This is a genomic window from Enterobacter chinensis, from assembly GCF_034008295.1.
GTDB lineage: Bacteria > Pseudomonadota > Gammaproteobacteria > Enterobacterales > Enterobacteriaceae > Enterobacter > Enterobacter chinensis.
On the sequence record NZ_JARDVI010000008.1, the window covers coordinates 159,761 to 179,061 of the forward strand.

Below are 19,301 nucleotides of genomic sequence, written 5' to 3' on the forward strand. Positions count from 1 at the left end.
AAAGTTTCCTCTGTGGTCACACCAGCGTAAAAAGATATTACAAAGCCATTCCATTGAAATTTAAAGAATATCCTTTCAGGCACTTTTCCCAAATCAGGTGGTATGTCAAAAAAAGTCTATATTTCACTTTGCCCGCCGTGCATTTGTCCTGGATAATGCGCCGCGTTCATGTCCTCAAAATGGCGTAACGTCCTATGCTACATTTGTTTGCCGGCCTGGATTTACATACCGGGCTTTTATTATTGCTTGCTCTGGTTTTTGTACTGTTTTACGAAGCGATCAACGGCTTCCACGACACTGCAAATGCAGTCGCAACGGTTATTTACACTCGCGCAATGCGATCGCAGCTTGCGGTTGTTATGGCGGCAGTATTTAACTTTTTTGGTGTTCTCCTGGGCGGACTGAGCGTTGCGTATGCGATCGTGCATATGCTGCCAACGGATCTGCTGCTTAACGTTAGTTCTGGCCATGGCCTCGCTATGGTGTTCTCAATGCTGCTTGCTGCAATTATCTGGAACCTCGGTACCTGGTATTTCGGCCTGCCTGCATCCAGTTCTCACACCCTCATCGGCGCGATTATCGGTATCGGGTTAACGAATGCCCTGATGACCGGTACATCGGTTGTTGATGCGTTAAATATCCCGAAAGTACTGGGGATCTTTGCCTCACTCATCGTCTCCCCTATCGTGGGTCTGGTGGTGGCTGGCGGGTTGATCTTCATCCTGCGTCGTTACTGGAGCAACACCAAAAAACGCTCCCGTATTCACCTGACGCCAGCAGAGCGTGAAAAGAAAGACGGCAAGAAAAAGCCGCCATTCTGGACGCGTATTGCTCTGATCATTTCCGCTATCGGCGTGGCTTTCTCACACGGCGCGAACGATGGTCAGAAAGGCATTGGTCTGGTGATGCTGGTACTGATTGGCGTCGCTCCGGCAGGATTCGTGGTCAACATGAATGCTTCCGGCTACGAAATCACCCGTACCCGTGATGCAGTGAACAACGTTGAAACCTACTTCCAGCAGCATCCCGAACTGCTGAAGAAGGCGACCGGCGTTGACCAGTTAATCCCTTCTCCGGAAGCGGGTGCGACGACTGCACCAGGCGAGTTCCATTGCCATCCGGCAAACGCGATTAACGCGCTGGAACGTGCGAAAGGCATGCTGGGTAATATCGAAAGTTATGACAAACTGACCGTTGAGCAGCGTGGTCAGCTGCGTCGCATTATGCTGTGCATCTCTGATGTGACGGATAAAGTGGCGAAGTTGCCTGACGTGAATGCTGACGACCAGCGCCTCCTGAAGAAACTGAAAGGCGATATGCTCAACACCATTGAGTACGCGCCAATCTGGATCATCATGGCCGTCGCGCTGGCGCTGGGTATCGGTACAATGATTGGCTGGCGTCGTGTGGCGACCACCATCGGCGAGAAGATCGGTAAGAAAGGCATGACCTATGCGCAGGGTATGTCCGCGCAGATGACGGCGGCAGTTTCTATCGGTCTGGCAAGCTATACCGGTATGCCTGTCTCAACGACCCACGTACTCTCCTCGTCCGTGGCAGGTACCATGATTGTTGACGGTGGCGGTCTGCAGCGCAAAACCGTGACCAACATTCTGATGGCCTGGGTGTTTACCCTTCCGGCATCCATCCTGCTGTCTGGTGGCTTGTACTGGATTTCGCTGAAGCTGATCTAATCGGTTGAGTGCGACAAAAAAAGCGGGTCAGGAAACTGACCCGCTTTTTTTATGGCTGCTATTTGCCATGAGGTGTTTGATAACATGAGGATTTTCTGAACATTTTTTGCTCAATTTCAAAACACAGAAAAAACTATCATGGCGGCCAGAAGATAAATCCAGACAAAGGAGAATGTATGGCTTCTGTCCCTATCTCAGGACCGGGTTCAATCGTTATAGCGAACAATATGCGTGAGGCACGCCTTAACGGAATGTCACGCAATATGGCCACGCCCTCAACGTATTATTGGTTCTACCAAAAAGTCCGAAATGGCGGTCCCTGGGATTATAAAAAATTCGACCCTTATTTTGCTGCATTTGGTAACTTCAACTTCGGAGCCGCAGGTACTGCGGCAGGTATCCCTGCAAACATCCTTCTTATGGGCGCAGGCTGGGCTCAAGGCCGGGCAGGTACCTCAAAACCGGAATGGGGAAAATGGTACGAAAAGCCACCTTACGGAGACGACCCAACGGACCAACGCAACATCAGAGAAGGAATAGAGTATGCCATTCAAAACGGCTATTAAATGGATTCATCGCCTTGTTACCGTTTCGCTTCTGGTTCTGGTCATTGGATTTCTCTGGTTAAACCATCAGCCCAATCAGCGAAATAGCGATGAGCTACAGCGCGTTTATAAATTATCCGATAGCGTCTGGCTTTATATGACCGTGAGCAATCAGGGTGGCACAACCGTACCAACAATCTACCGTTACTATCTCTCGGGGGAGATCGCAGGGAAAGATACCGACATTATCCATCAGCTTGCTATGAAGCATCCTGTCATCGAAGGTACAGGCACGATTACCGCAGCCAGTATTGATACAAGCGGGGAAGTGAAAATTGCCTATAGCGGGAAGGTTATTTCGATGGAGAACAATATCTCCAGTCTCCGGTTCTCAGTTAAACCCTGAGCCAGATGAAAGAAGGCGGGGCTTTCCCCGCCTGCTGTGATACTCAGTGCCAAATCATCAATGCAATCATACTGACCACGACCAGCCCGCACAGGGCGCTGGTCAAAATGAACTGACGACGCAGGCGCTCGCAACGACGGATAAACTCTTCATCGTGATGATCGCGGTAGCGCTGGTAGTAGATATATCCCACCAGACGCATCTGCTTGCTGGGCTGTCCATGCGAGGTGAAGAAACCTCCACCGTCCACATATTGATAAAGCAACGGATCGCAACCACGAAGTACCACTAACAGCGCACGTAACGATGAGAAGTAGCGCGCCATATTCACTATGCAAACTACGCATAACGCCCAAAACAATGCGACGGTGCTAATCATACATCCTCCCCGGCGTCCACCCACGAAGCAAGGCTTCTGAGCTACCGCACCCCAATGCCCTGACAGACAGTTCAGTGAAAGAATGACCAAAATTCGATCCGGTTCGCGTTTTAATATCCGAACGGCTCATTAAATAGTGTAGGAGATCCGTTAATTTTTTTGCCACAAGGTTAATCGTTATCAACACCAAAGCTTGAAAAATATGTTTAACTGGGCCGTAATGAAAGTATCAGACGACGGCATTCTCATTTAGTCATCGATAACTTAAGGAAGGAGTAACACTATGGCTTACAAACACATTCTCATCGCGGTAGACCTCTCTCCGGAGAGCAAAGTGCTGGTTGATAAAGCGGTATCCATGGCACGTCCCTACAACGCGAAAGTTTCCCTGATTCACGTTGATGTGAATTACTCCGATCTCTATACCGGTCTGATCGACGTGAATCTCGGCGATATGCAGAAACGCATCTCGGAAGAGACGCACCACGCCCTGAGCGAACTGTCCACCAACGCAGGTTATCCGATTACCGAAACCCTGAGCGGCAGCGGCGACCTGGGTCAGGTACTTGTGGATGCGATTAAGAAATATGACATGGACCTGGTGGTTTGCGGTCACCATCAGGACTTCTGGAGCAAGCTGATGTCTTCCGCGCGCCAGCTGATTAATACCGTTCACGTGGATATGCTGATTGTTCCACTGCGTGATGAAGAAGACGAGTAAGTGCAAAAAAGCCCGGTGGCGCTAACGCTTACCGGGCCTACAAATGGCACTGAACGTAGGCCGGGTAAGGCGAAGCCGCCACCCGGCTTTTTTATTCCGGCGTACCCGAATAAATATCAAACCGGTGCCCTTTGGTGGTCACCGCATTGGTCGTGGCAATGTCCGCCAGCGGCGGCGCATAGTCAGGGCGCTTCACCACCACCCGCTTCGTCGCGAGCAGGCGGGCAGGCTCCAGTAGGCCGTCTGCATCTAAATCCGGCCCCACCAGAGACTGAAACACCCGCATCTCTTTCTTCACCAGCGCGCTTTTCTGCTTATGCGGGAACATCGGGTCGAGATAGACCACCTGCGGGCGCGGAGTGATATCGGTCAGCGCCGTCAGGCTGGAGGCGTGGATCAGCTGTAGCCGTTCCTGCAACCACGGGCCGATTTCCGGGTCCGCGTAACCACGCGCCAGCCCGTCGTCGAGCAGTGCGGCAACGACCGGGTTACGCTCCAGCATCCGCACGCGGCAGCCGACAGACGCCAGCACAAACGCATCACGCCCCAGCCCCGCCGTGGCATCAACCACGTCCGGAAGATAGTTTCCTTTGATGCCAACCGCTTTAGCGACCGCTTCACCGCGACCGCCGCCAAACTTGCGCCGGTGCGCCATGGCGCCGCCGACAAAATCGACAAAAATTCCGCCGAGCTTCGGTTCGTCGCGCTTACGTAACTCCAGATGTTCCGGCGTCATCACCAGCGCCATCGGGTTTTCTTCATCGTGCTCCAGCCCCCAGCGGGCCGCCAGAACAGATAAGGCGCCGTCTCCGGCGCCTGTTTCATCGACTAAGCAGATCTTCACGTAACAATCAGCCTTTGATCCCGTAGTGCTCAAGCATCGCATCCAGCTGCGGCTCACGGCCACGGAAGCGTTTGAACAGCACCATTGGCTCTTCAGAACCACCCCGGGTCAGGATGTTGTCGAGGAACGACTGACCGGTTTCGCGGTTGAAGATCCCCTCTTCTTCGAAACGAGAGAAGGCATCTGCCGCCAGCACGTCGGCCCACAGATAGCTGTAGTAACCCGCCGCGTAGCCGCCTGCGAAGATGTGGCTGAAGGCATGCGGGAAGCGGCCCCAGGTAGGCCCTGGAATAACAGCAACCTGCTTTTTAATCTCGGCCAGGGTTTCAAGGATTTTCGCCCCCTGCTCCGGGCTAAACTCGGCGTGCAGACGGAAGTCAAACAGGCCGAACTCCAGCTGACGCAGGATGAACATCGCCGCCTGGTAATTCTTGGCCGCCAGCATTTTATCCAGCAATTCTTTCGGCAGCGGTTCGCCGGTTTCGTAGTGGCCGGAGATAAACGCCAGCGCGTCCGGCTCCCAGCACCAGTTTTCCATAAACTGGCTCGGCAGCTCGACCGCATCCCACGGCACACCGCTGATACCGGCCACGCCTGCGGTTTCGATGCGAGTCAGCATGTGGTGCAGACCGTGACCGAACTCGTGGAACAGGGTAATCACTTCGTCGTGGGTGAACAGCGCCGGTTTGCCGTTCACCGGGCGGTTGAAGTTACAGGTCAGGTAAGCGACGGGCTTTTGCAGAGAACCGTCGGCTTTACGCATCTGGCCAACGCAGTCGTCCATCCACGCCCCGCCGCGCTTGTTCTCACGGGCGTAGAGATCGAGGTAGAAACTGCCGCGCAGCTCGTTTTTCTCGTCATACAGCTCGAAGAAGCGCACGTCCGGGTGCCAGACGTCAATATCGGTACGCTCTTTGGCGGTGATGCCGTAAATACGTTTCACCACTTCAAACAGGCCGTTAACGGCTTTGTTTTCCGGGAAGTACGGGCGCAGCTGCTCGTCACTGATGCTGTAGAGGTGCTGTTTCTGTTTTTCGCTGTAGTACGCGATGTCCCACGGCTGCAGCTCGTCCACGCTGAACTCCGCTTTGGCGAAGGCGCGCAGCTGGGCCAGCTCTTTTTCACCCTGCGGACGGGCGCGTTTCGCAAGATCGGTCAGGAAGTCGAGCACCTGCTGCGGGTTCTCGGCCATTTTAGTGGCGAGTGATTTATCGGCGTAGCTGTCGAAGCCCAGCAGCTGTGCCAGCTCGTGGCGCAACGCGAGGATTTCCGCCATCACCGGGCTGTTGTCCCATTTACCGGCATTCGGCCCCTGATCGGAGGCGCGGGTGCTGTATGCGCGGTACATCTCTTCGCGCAATGCCTGGTTGTCGCAGTAGGTCATGACCGGCAGATAGCTTGGGATATCCAGCGTTAACAGGAAGCCTTCCTGCTCTTTCGCTTCGGCCTGCGCTTTTGCCGCCGCCAGCGCGCTTTCCGGCATTCCGGCTAGCTGCGCTTCGTCGGTGATCAGCTTCGTCCAGCCCATGGTAGCGTCGAGCACATTGTTGCTGTACTGGTTGCCCAGCTCGGAGAGACGCGCGGCAATTTCACCGTAGCGGGTCTGCTTCTCTTTTGGCAGGCCAATCCCGGAAAGCTCGAAATCACGCAGGGCGTTATCGACGGATTTTTTCTGCGCGGTGTTCAGTTCGGCATAGTGGTCGCCGTCGCGCAGATCGCGATACGCCTTGTAGAGCCCTTCATGCTGGCCGACCCAGGTGCTGTACTCAGAGAGCAGCGGCAGGGTTTGCTCGTAGGCTTCGCGCAGTTCCGGGCTGTTTTTTACCGAATTCAGGTGGCTCACCGGGGAGAAAATACGCCCCAGAACGTCATCCACTTCGGCCAGCGGCTGACACAGATTTTCCCAGGTGTACGGCGCGCCCTGCGCGACCACGCTTTCTACCGCCGCACGGCAGTTGTCCAGCGATTGCGTAACGGCTGGAACCACATGCTCAGGGAGGATTTTAGAAAACGGTGGCAACGAAAAAGGCGTCAGTAATGGATTGGTCATAAACGCTGTCCTGTTGAATTTGATGAATGAAGCGCGCATCCGGCGCTGTGCATATGGGATCTAGAATGGGGTTAAGTGTAGAGGATTTCAATGGTCGCGCTTACCGGGCCTACGGGTAATCTGTGCCGTTCTGCTGTAAACTGTGGAAAATCGTCAATTCAGCGGAAAATCATCACCCATGCTCAGTTATCGCCACAGCTTCCACGCAGGCAACCACGCCGACGTTCTTAAACATACCGTTCAGAGCCTGATCATCGAATCGCTCAAAGAGAAAGATAAGCCATTTCTCTATCTGGACACCCATGCGGGCGCGGGCCGTTATCAGCTGAGCGGTGAACATGCCGAGCGCACCGGTGAATACCTTGAAGGCATCGCCCGCATCTGGCAGCAGGACGACCTGCCTGCCGAACTGGAGCCATACATTGGCGTGGTGAATCACTTCAACCGCAACGGCCAGCTGCGCTACTACCCAGGCTCACCGCTGATTGCACGCCAGCTGCTGCGCGAGCAGGACAGCCTCCAGCTGACCGAACTGCACCCGAGCGATTTCCCGCTGCTGCGTTCTGAATTCCAGAAAGATAACCGCGCCCGCGTGGAAAAAGCCGACGGTTACCAGCAGCTGAAAGCCAAACTACCGCCGGTTTCACGTCGCGGCCTGGTGCTGATCGACCCGCCGTATGAAATCAAAACCGACTATCAGGCGGTGGTGACCGGCATCCACGAAGGCTACAAACGCTTCGCCACCGGAACGTATGCCCTGTGGTATCCGGTGGTCCTGCGCGCGCAAATCAAACGCATGATCAAAGACCTGGAAGCGACCGGCATTCGCAAAATCCTGCAAATTGAGCTGGCGGTACGTCCGGACAGCGACCAGCGCGGCATGACCGCCTCGGGCATGATCGTCATCAACCCGCCGTGGAAGCTTGAAGCGCAAATGAACAACGTGCTGCCGTGGCTGCATAAAAAGCTGGTGCCAGCCGGTACAGGCCACGCGACCGTCAGTTGGATCGTGCCGGAGTAATCGCAGCCATCGGTGGAAACTATTGATTTCAGGTATACAATCGCGGCAATTCACGATTAAGGACAAAAGCTATGACTAAGCATTATGACTACATCGCAATCGGCGGCGGCAGCGGCGGCATCGCCTCCATCAACCGTGCAGCCATGTACGGCCAGAAGTGCGCGCTGATTGAAGCCAAAGCGCTGGGCGGCACCTGCGTGAACGTGGGTTGTGTACCGAAAAAAGTGATGTGGCATGCGGCGCAAATCCGTGAAGCTATTCATATGTATGGCCCGGACTACGGCTTTGATACCACCATCAACCACTTCGACTGGGATAAGCTGATCGCCAGCCGTACCGCCTACATCGACCGTATTCACACCTCGTACGACAACGTGCTGGGTAAAAATAACGTCGATGTTATCCACGGTTTCGCCCGCTTCGTGGACGCGAAAACGATCGAAGTGAACGGAGAGACGATCACCGCCGATCACATCCTGATCGCTACCGGTGGCCGCCCGAGCCATCCGAACATCCCGGGCGTAGAATACGGCATCGACTCCGACGGCTTCTTCGAGCTGCCTGCCTTGCCAAAACGCGTTGCCGTTGTCGGCGCGGGTTACATCGCAGTTGAACTGGCCGGTGTGATTAACGGCCTGGGAGCACAAGCGCACCTGTTCGTGCGTAAACACGCGCCGCTGCGCAGCTTTGACCCGCTGATCGTCGATACGCTGGTTGAAGTAATGAACACCGAAGGCCCAACCCTGCACACCAACGCTGTACCAAAAGCGGTCGTGAAAAATGCAGACGGCAGCCTGACCCTGGAGCTGGAAGATGGCCGCAGCCAGACCGTCGATTGCCTGATCTGGGCGATTGGGCGTGAACCGGCGAACGATAACTTCAACCTGGGCGTGACTGGCGTGAAAACCGACGAAAAAGGCTACATCGTCGTTGATAAATTCCAGAACACCAGCGTACCGGGCATTTACGCGGTCGGCGATAATACCGGTGCGGTTGAGCTGACCCCGGTTGCCGTTGCGGCGGGCCGTCGTCTCTCCGAGCGCCTGTTCAACAACAAGCCGGACGAGCATCTGGATTACAACCTTATCCCAACCGTCGTCTTCAGCCACCCGCCAATCGGCACCGTCGGCTTAACCGAGCCGCAGGCGCGCGAGCAGTACGGCGACGACCAGGTGAAAGTGTATAAATCGGCGTTCACCGCGATGTATACCGCCGTCACCTCTCACCGCCAGCCGTGCCGCATGAAGCTGGTCTGCGTGGGTCCGGACGAGAAGATTGTCGGTATCCACGGCATTGGCTTCGGCATGGACGAGATCCTGCAGGGCTTCGCGGTAGCGCTGAAGATGGGCGCGACCAAGAAAGACTTCGACAACACCGTAGCAATCCACCCAACGGCGGCGGAAGAGTTTGTGACGATGCGATAATGCCGGACGGCGTTACGCCAGTTTTTCCTGGATCGCTTTTTTGACCTCGCGGACAAATGCCTCAACCTGAGGCATTTTTTCTGCCCAATCCACAGTGACCAACCCGAGATACTCTGCCCGCGCCTCCCCCAGCAGTTTCGCATGGGCTTCAGGCAGTTGCGGCTGCAGCCAGGCCGCCGCCTCGTCTTTAGACGCAATCTTACCGGTCTCAACGCTATACCCGATACGCGCCAGCGTCAGGAGGATATGCCTCTCGTCACCCTCCAGATCGTCGGCCCCGTTCCACAGCGCGAGGGTCTGGCGAAACGTATGCTGCAGATCGCGTTCAGGAACCGCCTCAAACAGCGTGCTGGCCGCTTCTCCCCGCAGGGGGAAGCTGTTCTGACGCGCTTTGGTCAGTAAAATCGCCAGATCGGGGTCGGGCTGCGCCGGTTCGTATTCGCCGTTTGTAATATCGTCCCGTAGCCATTCTCCAAACTGCAGTTCCCGCACGGGCGGAAAGTGCCATGGCACAATCTGCGACCAGACGACAACCGTCACCTCCAGCGCCCGGTAAACCTCCGACGTGCCGGGCCAGGCCGAAATCCCAAGCAGCTTCTGCATTAAGGTACGCCGTTGTTCATCCCGCAGCGGCGAACGCACTGTGACCAGCAGGTCAATATCGCTCAGCGGTTTCAGCCCCCTCTCCATCGCCGAACCGTATAAGTGAATCGCCATCAGCTCGCTTCCCAGGATGCTGTCGATAAGCGCGCAGGCGGTCTGGATCTGTTTTTGTGCACAGGGGAGTACGTTCATCCTACCTCTTCGTCTAACGTCAGCTGCTGATTAAACCGGGCCATCTCTTCCAGCACGCGGTTGACGAGGGATTCAATCTCCTGCCAGCTGCGTTCTGCATTACAGGCCGTTTCCAGTTGTTCACAGGCTTTCTGCAGGGCCGTCATGTTCATCATCCGCGCCCCGCCGTTGATACGGTGCGCCATACGGCCCACCTTGTCGCGATTTTTCTGCGCGAGCCACTGCGTCAGCTGGCTGGCATCTTCTTTGTTGACCTCAACCATTTCGGCCTGCAGCGCCCGCGTGGCATCATTCACCAGGTCGGGTTTTGCGCTGCTGGTCGCAAAATAGCGATCCAGCAGCGTCTGGAGCTTCTCCGCCGTCAGCGGTTTTTCCAGATATTCATTCATCCCGGCATCAATACAGCGCTCTGCCGCTTCTGCTCCGCTCATCGCCGTCAGACCAAAGACCGGAATCGGCGGCAATCCATTGAGTTGCTCAGTATGGCGGATCTGCTGCGCCAGCTCATAACCGTCCATCTCTGGCATCGTGCAGTCGGTAATAATGACATCATAGCGTTCAGGATTTTGCTGCCACATCGACAGCGCCTCAGCGCCCTGCGTCGCGAGTGACACCCGGTGCCCCCAGGACTCCAGCCGCTGCTGCAGCGCGCGCCGTGCGGGCGGATAGTCATCCACGCCAAGAATATGCAGGCTGCGCGTCTGTTCGACGGGCGGAGGGGTCAATACTTTGCTGGCAGCTGGCTCGGCATTGAAGTGAAGGCTCACCACGCAGCCCTCATGGGGTTCACTGTCGATACGCACCTCGGCACTTGCAGCCTGCGCCATATACAGGCAGGCGGGTAAACTAAACCCGGTGTCAGTCCACTCAGATTTCAGCGTCACGTGGTGCGCCCGTCCGGCAATCTCCTCCAGCAGATGACCGCCAATGCCCTCGCCCCGATCGCACACCTCAATGACCAGCGGGATCGTCGTGGTATGCGGCTCTCTGCTGCCCTCATACACCTCAACGTCAATCTCATGACAGTGAGAATGCTTGATGGCGTTACGCAGCAGGCTGGAGAGGATGCGAATAATCAGCAGCGGATCGGTGGTAAAGCGCTCGGTAGAGAGCTCGATCAGCACGTTCAGGGTGATCCCCTTCGCTTCCGCCTGCTGCCGGTAGAGCGCCACCGTACTGTGGATTAACTGCGGCAGGTGCGTGCTGCGCGTCGTTCCATTCAGCTGCGGGTTATCGGCACGGAAGACATCGAACATATCGCCGATAAGCGAAAGCAGATTGAGGGAGGATTCCCATATCAGGTTCAGGTTTTCATTATGCTCATGCCGCGCATCCAGCGCCTGAAGCTCCATCTCCAGCAGGCCGGTAATCACGCTGAGCGGGGTACGCACTTCATGCCCCATCGTCTGCATAAAGGCATTCTTGCTGCCTATCGCCTGCTCCAGATTACTTTTGGTCTCAGAGAGCTGAGCAATCAGTTGCTCTTTTTCGGTGACATCCAGCCAGCCGCCAATCAGGCCGCCAATGTCCCCCTGGCTGTCGTGCCACGGCACAACCCAGCCCTGCAGGTAGCGCGTCTGGTCATTTATCGTAAAACTGTCAGACCAGTTCTGCGGTTGCCCATCCTGCAACGCCTGCTGGTATTTCGCCTCCAGGTTTGCCAGCACCGCCGGTTCGGCAATGTCGATTGCCGTCACCGGCTGCCCCTGGAAGGCATCGCCCGGCTGGCCGATGGCATCCGCCCAGGCCTGGTTGTAGCGCAGCAGATGGCCGTTGCGATCGCGGACGTAGAGCGCCACGGGCGAGGCGTCGATCAGTGCCTGGGTAAAACGTAACTGTTCAGTAAGCTGTTGCTGCAAGACGTTGCCGCGACGCAGCGCGGCGCGCAGATACTGTATCCACAGCCAACACCCTGTCACCACCAGCAGAAGCAATACGCCCCAGACCAGTGAATTGAGTAATGAACTTTGTGCCCAGGTTTCGCTATTGTCGATGGCCGCTTGTCGCCAGTCGCCCGCCAGCTGCATCAATGCCTGCGGTTGCATATCCGCCAGCGCTTTATTGAGAATATTGATCGGCTGGCTGGTGTCGGTTTGCGCGGCAATAACCACATCAATAGGGGGCACGGGCACCGTCACTGCCAGATGAAAACGGGTGGGATGGTGGCGCGTAACCAGATAGTTAGCGATAAACTGTGGCGCAATCACACCGCGTATCTCGCCTTTTTTCAGCCGCGCGAGCGCGTCGTCCATATGGGTCAACGGCACCAGTTTGATCGTGGGATACCAGGTTTCCAGCCAGGGGAGCAGCGGATCGTCGGCCATAATCGCCAGCTTTTCGCCCTTCAACTGGGAAAAATCGTCCGGCCGTTTGATCTCCTGATCCATCACCACCACGACGGGCGTGGTGAGCAATGGTGGGGTTATCGCGCTGGACGTTGCGTTTTTTTGCGCCACGTTGACCTGCTGCCTGAGCACCAGCGCATCCGGGTTATCCCGCTTTAACGCATTCAGTTCGTCGTCGCTACCCGCCATCATGATGGTGAAGTGAATGTCATACTGCTCGCTAAATTGATTGAGCAAATCGATCACCAGACCCGCAGGCGTTCCATCTTCCAGAAACGCCAGCGGCCGCTGGCGATTATCAAGAATGACCTGAATCTGGCTATGTTTGCGCAGCCAGTCCTCTTCCTCCTGATCAAGACCCAGCGGGTTCGTCGTGATCACGAAGCTCCGGTTAAGCCCCCAACTGGTGGTGATACGCAAACGGCTGGCTAACGGGATATGTTTGAACACCGTGTCGATGGCTTCCGCCAGTTGCGGCAACTGGCGATCCACCCCAAAACTCATGTTCAGATTGGGCAGTGCCGGGCTGTAGCGCCAGCGTAGCCCCTGAGCCTGATGATACTGAGTGAGATACTCCGCGCTGGCCCGGTTAATCCACAGCGCGTCTATCTGCTTAAACGCCAGCGCGCTGACGGCTGAAGGATACCAGGACTGGAAACGGAGCGTGCTGCCGGGATAGTAACGCCGCAGCGCCGGGCTGGCGTTGGTATCAGTCATCAGGCCGACGGTCTTAGGGCTCTCTTCGGGTGCGTCATCGGCCCGCTCGCGGGTGGTCATTAAGACCGCCTTATCCAGCAACCATGGCGGTGTGGTCACCAGATCGGGGTTTGGCCACAGCTCCGGGTTCCACATCGCTACCATCTGAATGTCATGGCGGCGCAGCGCCTGGAAGGCATCGCGACTTTGGCTGTAATAGTGGAGTTTGACGTTGACCTTCAGACTATCTTCCAGCAGCGCCAGATAATCAGCCGCAATCCCGTTGAAAATCCCGTGTTCCATCCCTTCGCTGAGAGGAGGGTGAGGCTGCCCCCAGACGCCCACATGAAGCGTCTGATTGTTATTCAGCCATTGCTGAACATCATCACTAAACTGAACATGCGGCGCATTGACCTGCACGCGGCGTTGCAGAGTCAGTTCCTGGGCCTGAATCTGCCCGATACTGCAAAGCAGTAAAAAAAGGCTAATTAACCGGGCAGTGATAAAACGCATCGTTTGAATCGTTCCCTGAAAGATGAGAGCTGAAAATAGGCAGACGGGTGCAACCTTAATTTTAGCAACCGCGCGTCATTCTGCATTGTCTGGATACCCGTCATAATTTGAGGGAATTTTAGCAATCGGCGGGCTGGCCGGGATTAAGGTCGGTCTTGTTTTTAAAAACTCTCGTCAGAGGCTTTTTATAAGACCGGACTTATTGTCCCCTCTCCCCCAGGAAGGTAAAAACGCAGCAGATTTGCTATGCGTAAACAGGTTCTCAAAAAAATGAATAACACATTCCCTGCCCTGGTCGAGATTGACCTCGGCGATATTTTAATGCCAGGGGAAGAGTCTCTTTTTATCGACGACGACAGTCAGCTGTTACTGATAAAAGGCACACCCGGGCAGCAAGTCAATCTTTGCGAGCTGCTACCCGCAGAATCGGAGCCCGGAGACTGGATGAAAGCCAGAGGCTCCGTCACGGTGGATGGTGTGCAATATGAGGTTTATCACCATTCGGGTAATGAGACGGAGCTGCTCGTACAGACAGGTTTAGACGTTGTCCCTCAGACGTGATCGGGCTAAGTGATAACCTCAACCTGCACCTCGCCCGCACGAAAACCGTCGGCGAGGAAGAATGGGATAGGCAATCGCCATTGTCCGTCGCGCACCTCCGCCGTATAGCGATAGTTCTCCCCCTCAATCCGTAATGCAACGGGCTGCTTTTCACCGTCGGCTTTCTCACTTGGTCCCGCCAGCACGGTGAACCCGGCGTTGCTGCCAACGTGAAAATGTTCTGCGTTCCAGCGAATTGGCGGATGCGCAGGCCAGGGCTGAGCATGATGAAACGCAAAGATCTCATCATGATTCAGAATGCTCTGTCGGACCGTAGGCCAGAGCGCCACTTTGAGGAAATACTGATCGGTAAAGCGTGCGCTCCCCCGGTAGCCCGCCACAAACTGACGCATCATTCCCTCTACGTTCGGGATCGTACCGCCGCAGCCGCCCCACATTCCCGCCAGCAACAGCTCGGTATGGGTGAAGTAGTCGCGCATATGGTGGAAATAAAACGGCGAGCGCAGCCAGGCTTCCACGCAGACCTGCTCCCGCTCAGAAAGTAAGGAGTCAGCGTCACGCACTAAGAAACGCTCGACCTGTGGGTCATCCATCACCAGAAAACGCCACAGGGTTGGGTAGATGTGCTTTTCCTGGCTCATATCCACCAGCGCGGCTCCCGCCTGCGCCAGCCGCTGCCAGACGTGCTGCGGCACGGTGTCATCCAGATAGACACGACAGCGCCAGGCCGGAAACAGCCCGGCGGCGGCCTCAACGTTTTTAATTAAGGTTTCGCAGTAGCGCGGCCGATCGCCATACAGACTGAATGCGATGATGTTTTTTTCGGGGCGATCTGCCCGGAAAGCCGGCGGTGGCGTCAGGGGCAGCGGCCAGACGGTTCCCTGACGAAAACGCTGGTCAGAAAGGGTCAATGACTCCAGACCATAGGCGCGCATTTCATCCGTTTTGCCCATATGGCCGCACAATTCCGCCAGACCATCGAGCCAGGTTTCTGACGCTTCATGACGGCGGGGCGACTGATAAATCTTACGATAGACCTTGTATGCCTTGTCATGTTTTCCCTCACGCATCAGGCTCAGGGCGTAATCGCTCTGCACCGACACATTGTGCGGCAGAACAGCCAGCGCTTTTTCGCAGCAGCGAGAGGCTGTCGCATAATCCGCCACGGCCATTGCGTGGCGGTACTGCTCCGCCAGCGCAGTAAATGTCTGACGCATTGCGTCGTGTTTTGCAGCAGAGGAATGAGGATGAAAGGATCGGCGCATCGTCCAGGCTCAATAATCAAATAAACGTGCGCATTATTATCCCCTTCGCCTGTAAAGTAAGCGACAAGACCGGTCTTGATGTTTCCGGCAACCAATGCTGACGTTAGATTTAAACCGTAAAAAACAGGTGAAAATGCACGCTTATATTAGTATTGAGAGGATAGCGTAGAAATAATAACGTTCCTGACCAGACATTGCGCTTTTTGTTATTAAAGATTGCCAGAATAATAACCAAGCCTTGTCTTATAACAATACATGTACCGTTTAATCAGAATATCACTTTCAGTACCTTATTCTCAGGAGCGTTATAAAAAGTTATGCGCCACTACCTTCGTCGTTTTTTGCTTCTGGTTTTATTTTTACTCGTGATGCCATCGGCGCACAGCGAAGAATATAAGATTCTGATGCGCACCCCTATTGAGGGCATGAGTCGATTGCCGCTCAGCGAGGAGCAGGCAACGCTGCTGAAGCACAGGCAAAATTTGACGGTGGGTATCACACGCTATGACGCTCCCCCCTTCGGTATGCGCAATATGCGCCATGAATATGAGGGGCTGAGCGCTGACTATCTCGGCCTGGTGTCCTGGCAGCTTAATCTGCCGGTGCAGGTCAACATGTACGATTCACCGGAAGAGCTGTGGCAGGCGCTCGCGCGCGGAGATATCGATCTTATTCCGTCGGTCGCCGCCTTCGAGGCGAATGACGCGTTTGTTTTCTCCATGCCTTATGCCAGCGACAAACCCGTGCTGGGTATTAATGACAGAGAAACCCAGCCGCTGGCGGAAGATCTTGCCAATACGGATGTGGCGATGGTCAGAGACTACCTGCCGCTTGCGCAGGTGAAAGCGGCGTATCCCAACGCGCGTTTTCGTCTGTTTGACAGCTACCAGGAAGCGCTCAGCGCCGTGGCCTTTGGGCAGTCACGCGCCTATCTGGGCAACAGCTATTCGCTGAGCCGAAATTATCTCAACAATATACACATCGAACGTTTCTCGCGCCTGCCCAACCGTGAAGTCGGTTTCGCGCTCAGTCAGAGTAACCCGCAGCTTAACCAGCTGATCAACGCAACCATTCGTGCCGTACCGGAAGAGGAAAAGCTGGATCTCTATCGCCGCTGGCAGCCCGATCGTGTCGATATTGCACAGGGAACCAAGTCCCTGGATTTTACCGACCAGGAGAAAGCGTGGATCGCGCGTCATCCTGACGTGAGCGTATTGATCTACAGCCAGGATAATGCCGCACCGGTCTCTTTTATTGATAACAAGGGTGTGCTGCGCGGGGTCGTGGCGGATCTCTTTTCCGTGGTGTCACTGCGTACCGGGTTGCGCTTTCGTTTTGAGACCGGCGATACCACAGATGACCTGATTGCTAAGGTCAACCATGGACAGGCAGATATGCTCGCGTCGGTAACGCCAAGCGAAGCGCGCCAGGATCAGATCCTCTTTACGCGCCCCTACTTACGCAGCGCGTTTTCCCTCGCCACATCGACCTCGCGCAACGATATTCACACCCTGGCCGACCTGCGCGGCAAGCGCCTGGCGCTGGTAAAAAATATTGGCGTCGAACGCCTGATACGCGAACGTTACCCGGAAATCAAAATTGTACATGTCGGCAATGAGTCGCAGCTGCTTTCGAGCGTCACCAATGGAGATGCTGATGCCGCCGTCGGTATTCTGGTGATGACGGATTATCAGATCTATACCAACTTCCAGGATAAGCTGAAGGTGGTTGCTATCGTTGGCGATTCACCGGTCTGGGTCTCCTTTGGCGTAGGGCTGGCAAGTCCGGAGCTACAGAGCATTCTGGATAAAGTGTTGCTGAGTATCTCTCCTATTGAGCTGGAAAATCTGGCGAACCGCTGGCGACCCAACGAGCTGGTGGTGGTCGACAGCTTCTGGTATCGCTATCGCGAGGTGCTGATCGCTACCGGCGTCTTCAGCGGCGTGCTGGTGCTGTTGGCGCTGGGCTGGGCGCTCTATTTACGTCGGCAGATTGTGCGCAAAGCGGCATTGCGCAGACAACTGAACGAGCAGCTCACCCAGCTGCGCGAGATGCTCACGGAACGTGAGTCGCTGCTGGCGGAGCTGAGCGAGGCGAAAGATCGCGCCGAAGATTCCAACCGGGCAAAATCGGTGTTCCTGTCAACCATGAGTCATGAGATCCGCACCCCGATGAACGCGATCATCGGCATGCTGGACATCGTCCTGAAAAAAGGACGCCATGGCGAACACGATCTTCAGGCGCTGGAAGTGGCTTACGACTCGGCAGAAGGTCTGGTGGGGTTGATTGGCGATATTCTGGATATCTCCCGGATCGAGGGCGGGCATCTCGATTTCAACCCGGAACCCGTGCAGTTCGGAAAACTCATCGACAACATGATGCGGGTGTTCCAGGGCGTGGCGATTGAAAAGAATATCCAGCTGAATAAAGTCTTCCCGACGGACGCGCTGTATGAGGTTTATGCCGACCCGCTGCGTATCAAGCAGGTGCTCTCCAACCTGCTGAGCAACGCCATTAAGTTTACCGACCGCGGCAGCGTGACGCTGACCTTATCGCAGCGTGAGGAGCCCGGCACCGATAACATTCAGTTTGTTATTGAGGTACAGGACAGCGGGATTGGTATTGACTCCAGCCAGCAGGCCGCGCTCTTTAAGCCGTTCAGCCAGGCGGACAATCGCCGGGCGGGAACCGGCCTTGGGTTATATATCAGCCGTACCATCTGTGAAAGCATGAATGGCACGCTCACGCTCGCCAGTGAAAAACATGTTGGTACCACCGTCAGGGCGACCTTCTCCCTGCCTAAAGTCACCCGTGCCGTTACGCCATGTGCCCAGCCGGATGAGGAAGATGAAAAGTTACCGGCGCTTAACGTGCTGGTGGTGGATGACAATCCGGCAAACCGGATCCTGCTGGCCAAACAGCTGGCCTGGCTGGGACAGCACGCGCATCTGGCTTCCGGCGGCGATGAGGCACTCAAAATCTGGGCTGATACCGCGTTTGATGTGGTCATCACCGACTGCAATATGCCGGGCATCAACGGCTATCAGCTGACGGGCATGATGCGTAACGCCGAGCGTGAGCAAGGTCGGGCCCCCACCTGGATTACCGGGTTTACTGCCAATGCGATGCATGAGATTACGGAGCGGTGTTTGCAGGCGGGAATGAACGATTGTCTGTTTAAGCCGTGCTCGATTAGCGATCTCGCGACGGCGCTGCGCAACAGTACTTCTACGCTTGCACGGGCCTACAAAGAAGAGTAGGCCGGGTAAGCGCAGCGCCACCCGGCAAGAAAAGCGGCTCTCAGTGGAGAGTCACAGCAGCTGGTCGTGCCAGAGGAACAGTTCCGGGTCGGTTTTCACGCCCAGCTTTTTCATTGCCGATTTCTTTTGGCCGCTTACCGTTTTGCGGCTACGGCTGAACTTCTCGGAAATTTGCAGCACCGACATACCGGAAAGGAAAAGGCGTAACACCTCCAGTTCCCGCGCCGAGAGCTGATCCAGACGGCCAATGCCGTCGATTACATGTTGTTCATCCTCAACGTCACCGGGTGCAGACGGCTCGGAGATAAGATAAAACTCCTTCTCCATGCTTTCAGAGAGGCAAATATGGCCCGCCGCCACCCGGCGCACCGCATCGACCACTTCCGAGGCGTCACGGCTTTTACCGATATGCCCGCGCACGCCTGCCTTCAGCGCCATACGGACAATGGCGGTATTTTCCAGGGTCGATGAGATCAAAATTTTCAGCCAGGGAAAATTGCTCATCAGCTGCTTAATCATCGGTAATCCGTCGATGTCTTCATCACCGAGTAAATAATCGAGGATCAGCACATCAATACGGTTGGTACGTAAAAAATTAATCAGGTCAATGCGGCTGGCAAAGCTGCCCTTCAGTTCGAAATCCGGCTCCTGGCTGAAAATAATCTCCAGCCCCTTGCGCACAATCGGATGATCGTCGAGTAAGGCGATATAAATTTTCTTTCCTGAATACTGATTCATCTGCACTCTCTTCCTGTGCCTGCTGTGTGGTTCATTATAAAAAT

The 19,301-nt window shown here is 55.5% G+C and carries 15 protein-coding genes; 8 read left to right on the forward strand and 7 right to left on the reverse strand.

Going from position 1 to position 19,301, the window contains the following annotated elements:
- The first annotated feature begins 194 nt into the window (after positions 1 to 194).
- The 3 genes from pitA (at position 195) to PYW49_RS21425 (ending at position 2,645) form a co-directional block, all read left to right on the forward strand.
- Complete coding sequence (pitA, locus tag PYW49_RS21415; protein WP_008503116.1) at positions 195 to 1,694, forward strand: inorganic phosphate transporter PitA; 1,500 nt, start codon at positions 195 to 197, stop codon at positions 1,692 to 1,694.
- Between the two features lie 176 nt (positions 1,695 to 1,870).
- On the forward strand, positions 1,871 to 2,260 hold the full coding sequence (locus PYW49_RS21420; protein WP_029740249.1) for a polymorphic toxin type 44 domain-containing protein: 390 nt from the start codon (positions 1,871 to 1,873) through the stop codon (positions 2,258 to 2,260).
- On the forward strand, positions 2,238 to 2,645 hold the full coding sequence (locus tag PYW49_RS21425) for a hypothetical protein (protein WP_320387448.1): 408 nt from the start codon (positions 2,238 to 2,240) through the stop codon (positions 2,643 to 2,645). Before PYW49_RS21420 ends, PYW49_RS21425 begins: the two co-directional genes overlap by 23 nt.
- Positions 2,646 to 2,688: 43 nt before the next feature.
- Here PYW49_RS21425 and uspB read toward each other — a convergent pair whose 3' ends face one another.
- A complete protein-coding gene (gene uspB, locus PYW49_RS21430; protein WP_003861224.1) occupies positions 2,689 to 3,024 on the reverse strand; it encodes a universal stress protein UspB in 336 nt (111 codons plus the stop codon).
- A gap of 283 nt (positions 3,025 to 3,307) precedes the next feature.
- On the opposite strand from uspB, the gene uspA reads away from it, so the two are divergent.
- Positions 3,308 to 3,745: a universal stress protein UspA gene (uspA, locus tag PYW49_RS21435; protein WP_003861223.1), complete on the forward strand. Its 438-nt coding sequence runs from the start codon at positions 3,308 to 3,310 to the stop codon at positions 3,743 to 3,745.
- 91 nt (positions 3,746 to 3,836) lie between these two features.
- Here the strand turns inward: uspA and rsmJ are convergent, their stop codons facing one another.
- Positions 3,837 to 4,589 carry a 16S rRNA (guanine(1516)-N(2))-methyltransferase RsmJ gene (gene rsmJ / locus PYW49_RS21440; RefSeq protein ID WP_320387449.1) on the reverse strand — a complete coding sequence of 251 codons (753 nt, stop codon included), beginning with the start codon at positions 4,587 to 4,589 and terminating at the stop codon, positions 3,837 to 3,839.
- Positions 4,590 to 4,596: 7 nt separating this feature from the next.
- The gene (gene prlC, locus PYW49_RS21445; protein ID WP_320387450.1) at positions 4,597 to 6,639 is read right to left on the reverse strand and encodes an oligopeptidase A; all 2,043 of its coding nucleotides are present in this window, start codon (positions 6,637 to 6,639) and stop codon (positions 4,597 to 4,599) included.
- A 178-nt stretch (positions 6,640 to 6,817) separates the two neighbouring features.
- On the opposite strand from prlC, the gene PYW49_RS21450 reads away from it, so the two are divergent.
- Complete coding sequence (locus PYW49_RS21450) at positions 6,818 to 7,660, forward strand: 23S rRNA (adenine(2030)-N(6))-methyltransferase RlmJ (RefSeq protein ID WP_320387451.1); 843 nt, start codon at positions 6,818 to 6,820, stop codon at positions 7,658 to 7,660.
- A 71-nt stretch (positions 7,661 to 7,731) separates the two neighbouring features.
- Positions 7,732 to 9,084 (forward strand): glutathione-disulfide reductase, encoded by a 1,353-nt coding sequence (gorA, locus tag PYW49_RS21455; protein ID WP_320387452.1) that lies wholly within the window; start codon positions 7,732 to 7,734, stop codon positions 9,082 to 9,084.
- Positions 9,085 to 9,096: 12 nt separating this feature from the next.
- On the opposite strand, the gene PYW49_RS21460 is transcribed toward gorA, so the two are convergent.
- Entirely contained in the window at positions 9,097 to 9,879 is a 783-nt protein-coding gene (locus PYW49_RS21460; RefSeq protein ID WP_320387453.1) for an aminoglycoside adenylyltransferase family protein, read from the reverse strand.
- On the reverse strand, positions 9,876 to 13,433 hold the full coding sequence (locus PYW49_RS21465) for a response regulator (protein ID WP_320387454.1): 3,558 nt from the start codon (positions 13,431 to 13,433) through the stop codon (positions 9,876 to 9,878). Before PYW49_RS21465 ends, PYW49_RS21460 begins: the two co-directional genes overlap by 4 nt.
- Positions 13,434 to 13,679: 246 nt before the next feature.
- On the opposite strand from PYW49_RS21465, the gene PYW49_RS21470 reads away from it, so the two are divergent.
- A complete protein-coding gene (locus PYW49_RS21470; protein ID WP_320387455.1) occupies positions 13,680 to 13,994 on the forward strand; it encodes a Biofilm associated protein A in 315 nt (104 codons plus the stop codon).
- Between the two features lie 5 nt (positions 13,995 to 13,999).
- Here the strand turns inward: PYW49_RS21470 and PYW49_RS21475 are convergent, their stop codons facing one another.
- A complete protein-coding gene (locus tag PYW49_RS21475; RefSeq protein ID WP_320387456.1) occupies positions 14,000 to 15,211 on the reverse strand; it encodes a tetratricopeptide repeat protein in 1,212 nt (403 codons plus the stop codon).
- Positions 15,212 to 15,663: 452 nt separating this feature from the next.
- Here PYW49_RS21475 and PYW49_RS21480 point away from each other — a divergent pair, with 452 nt between their 5' ends.
- Entirely contained in the window at positions 15,664 to 18,519 is a 2,856-nt protein-coding gene (locus PYW49_RS21480; protein WP_320387457.1) for a transporter substrate-binding domain-containing protein, read from the forward strand.
- A 51-nt stretch (positions 18,520 to 18,570) separates the two neighbouring features.
- On the opposite strand, the gene PYW49_RS21485 is transcribed toward PYW49_RS21480, so the two are convergent.
- Complete coding sequence (locus tag PYW49_RS21485) at positions 18,571 to 19,257, reverse strand: response regulator transcription factor (RefSeq protein ID WP_134348180.1); 687 nt, start codon at positions 19,255 to 19,257, stop codon at positions 18,571 to 18,573.
- Positions 19,258 to 19,301: the final 44 nt, after the last annotated feature.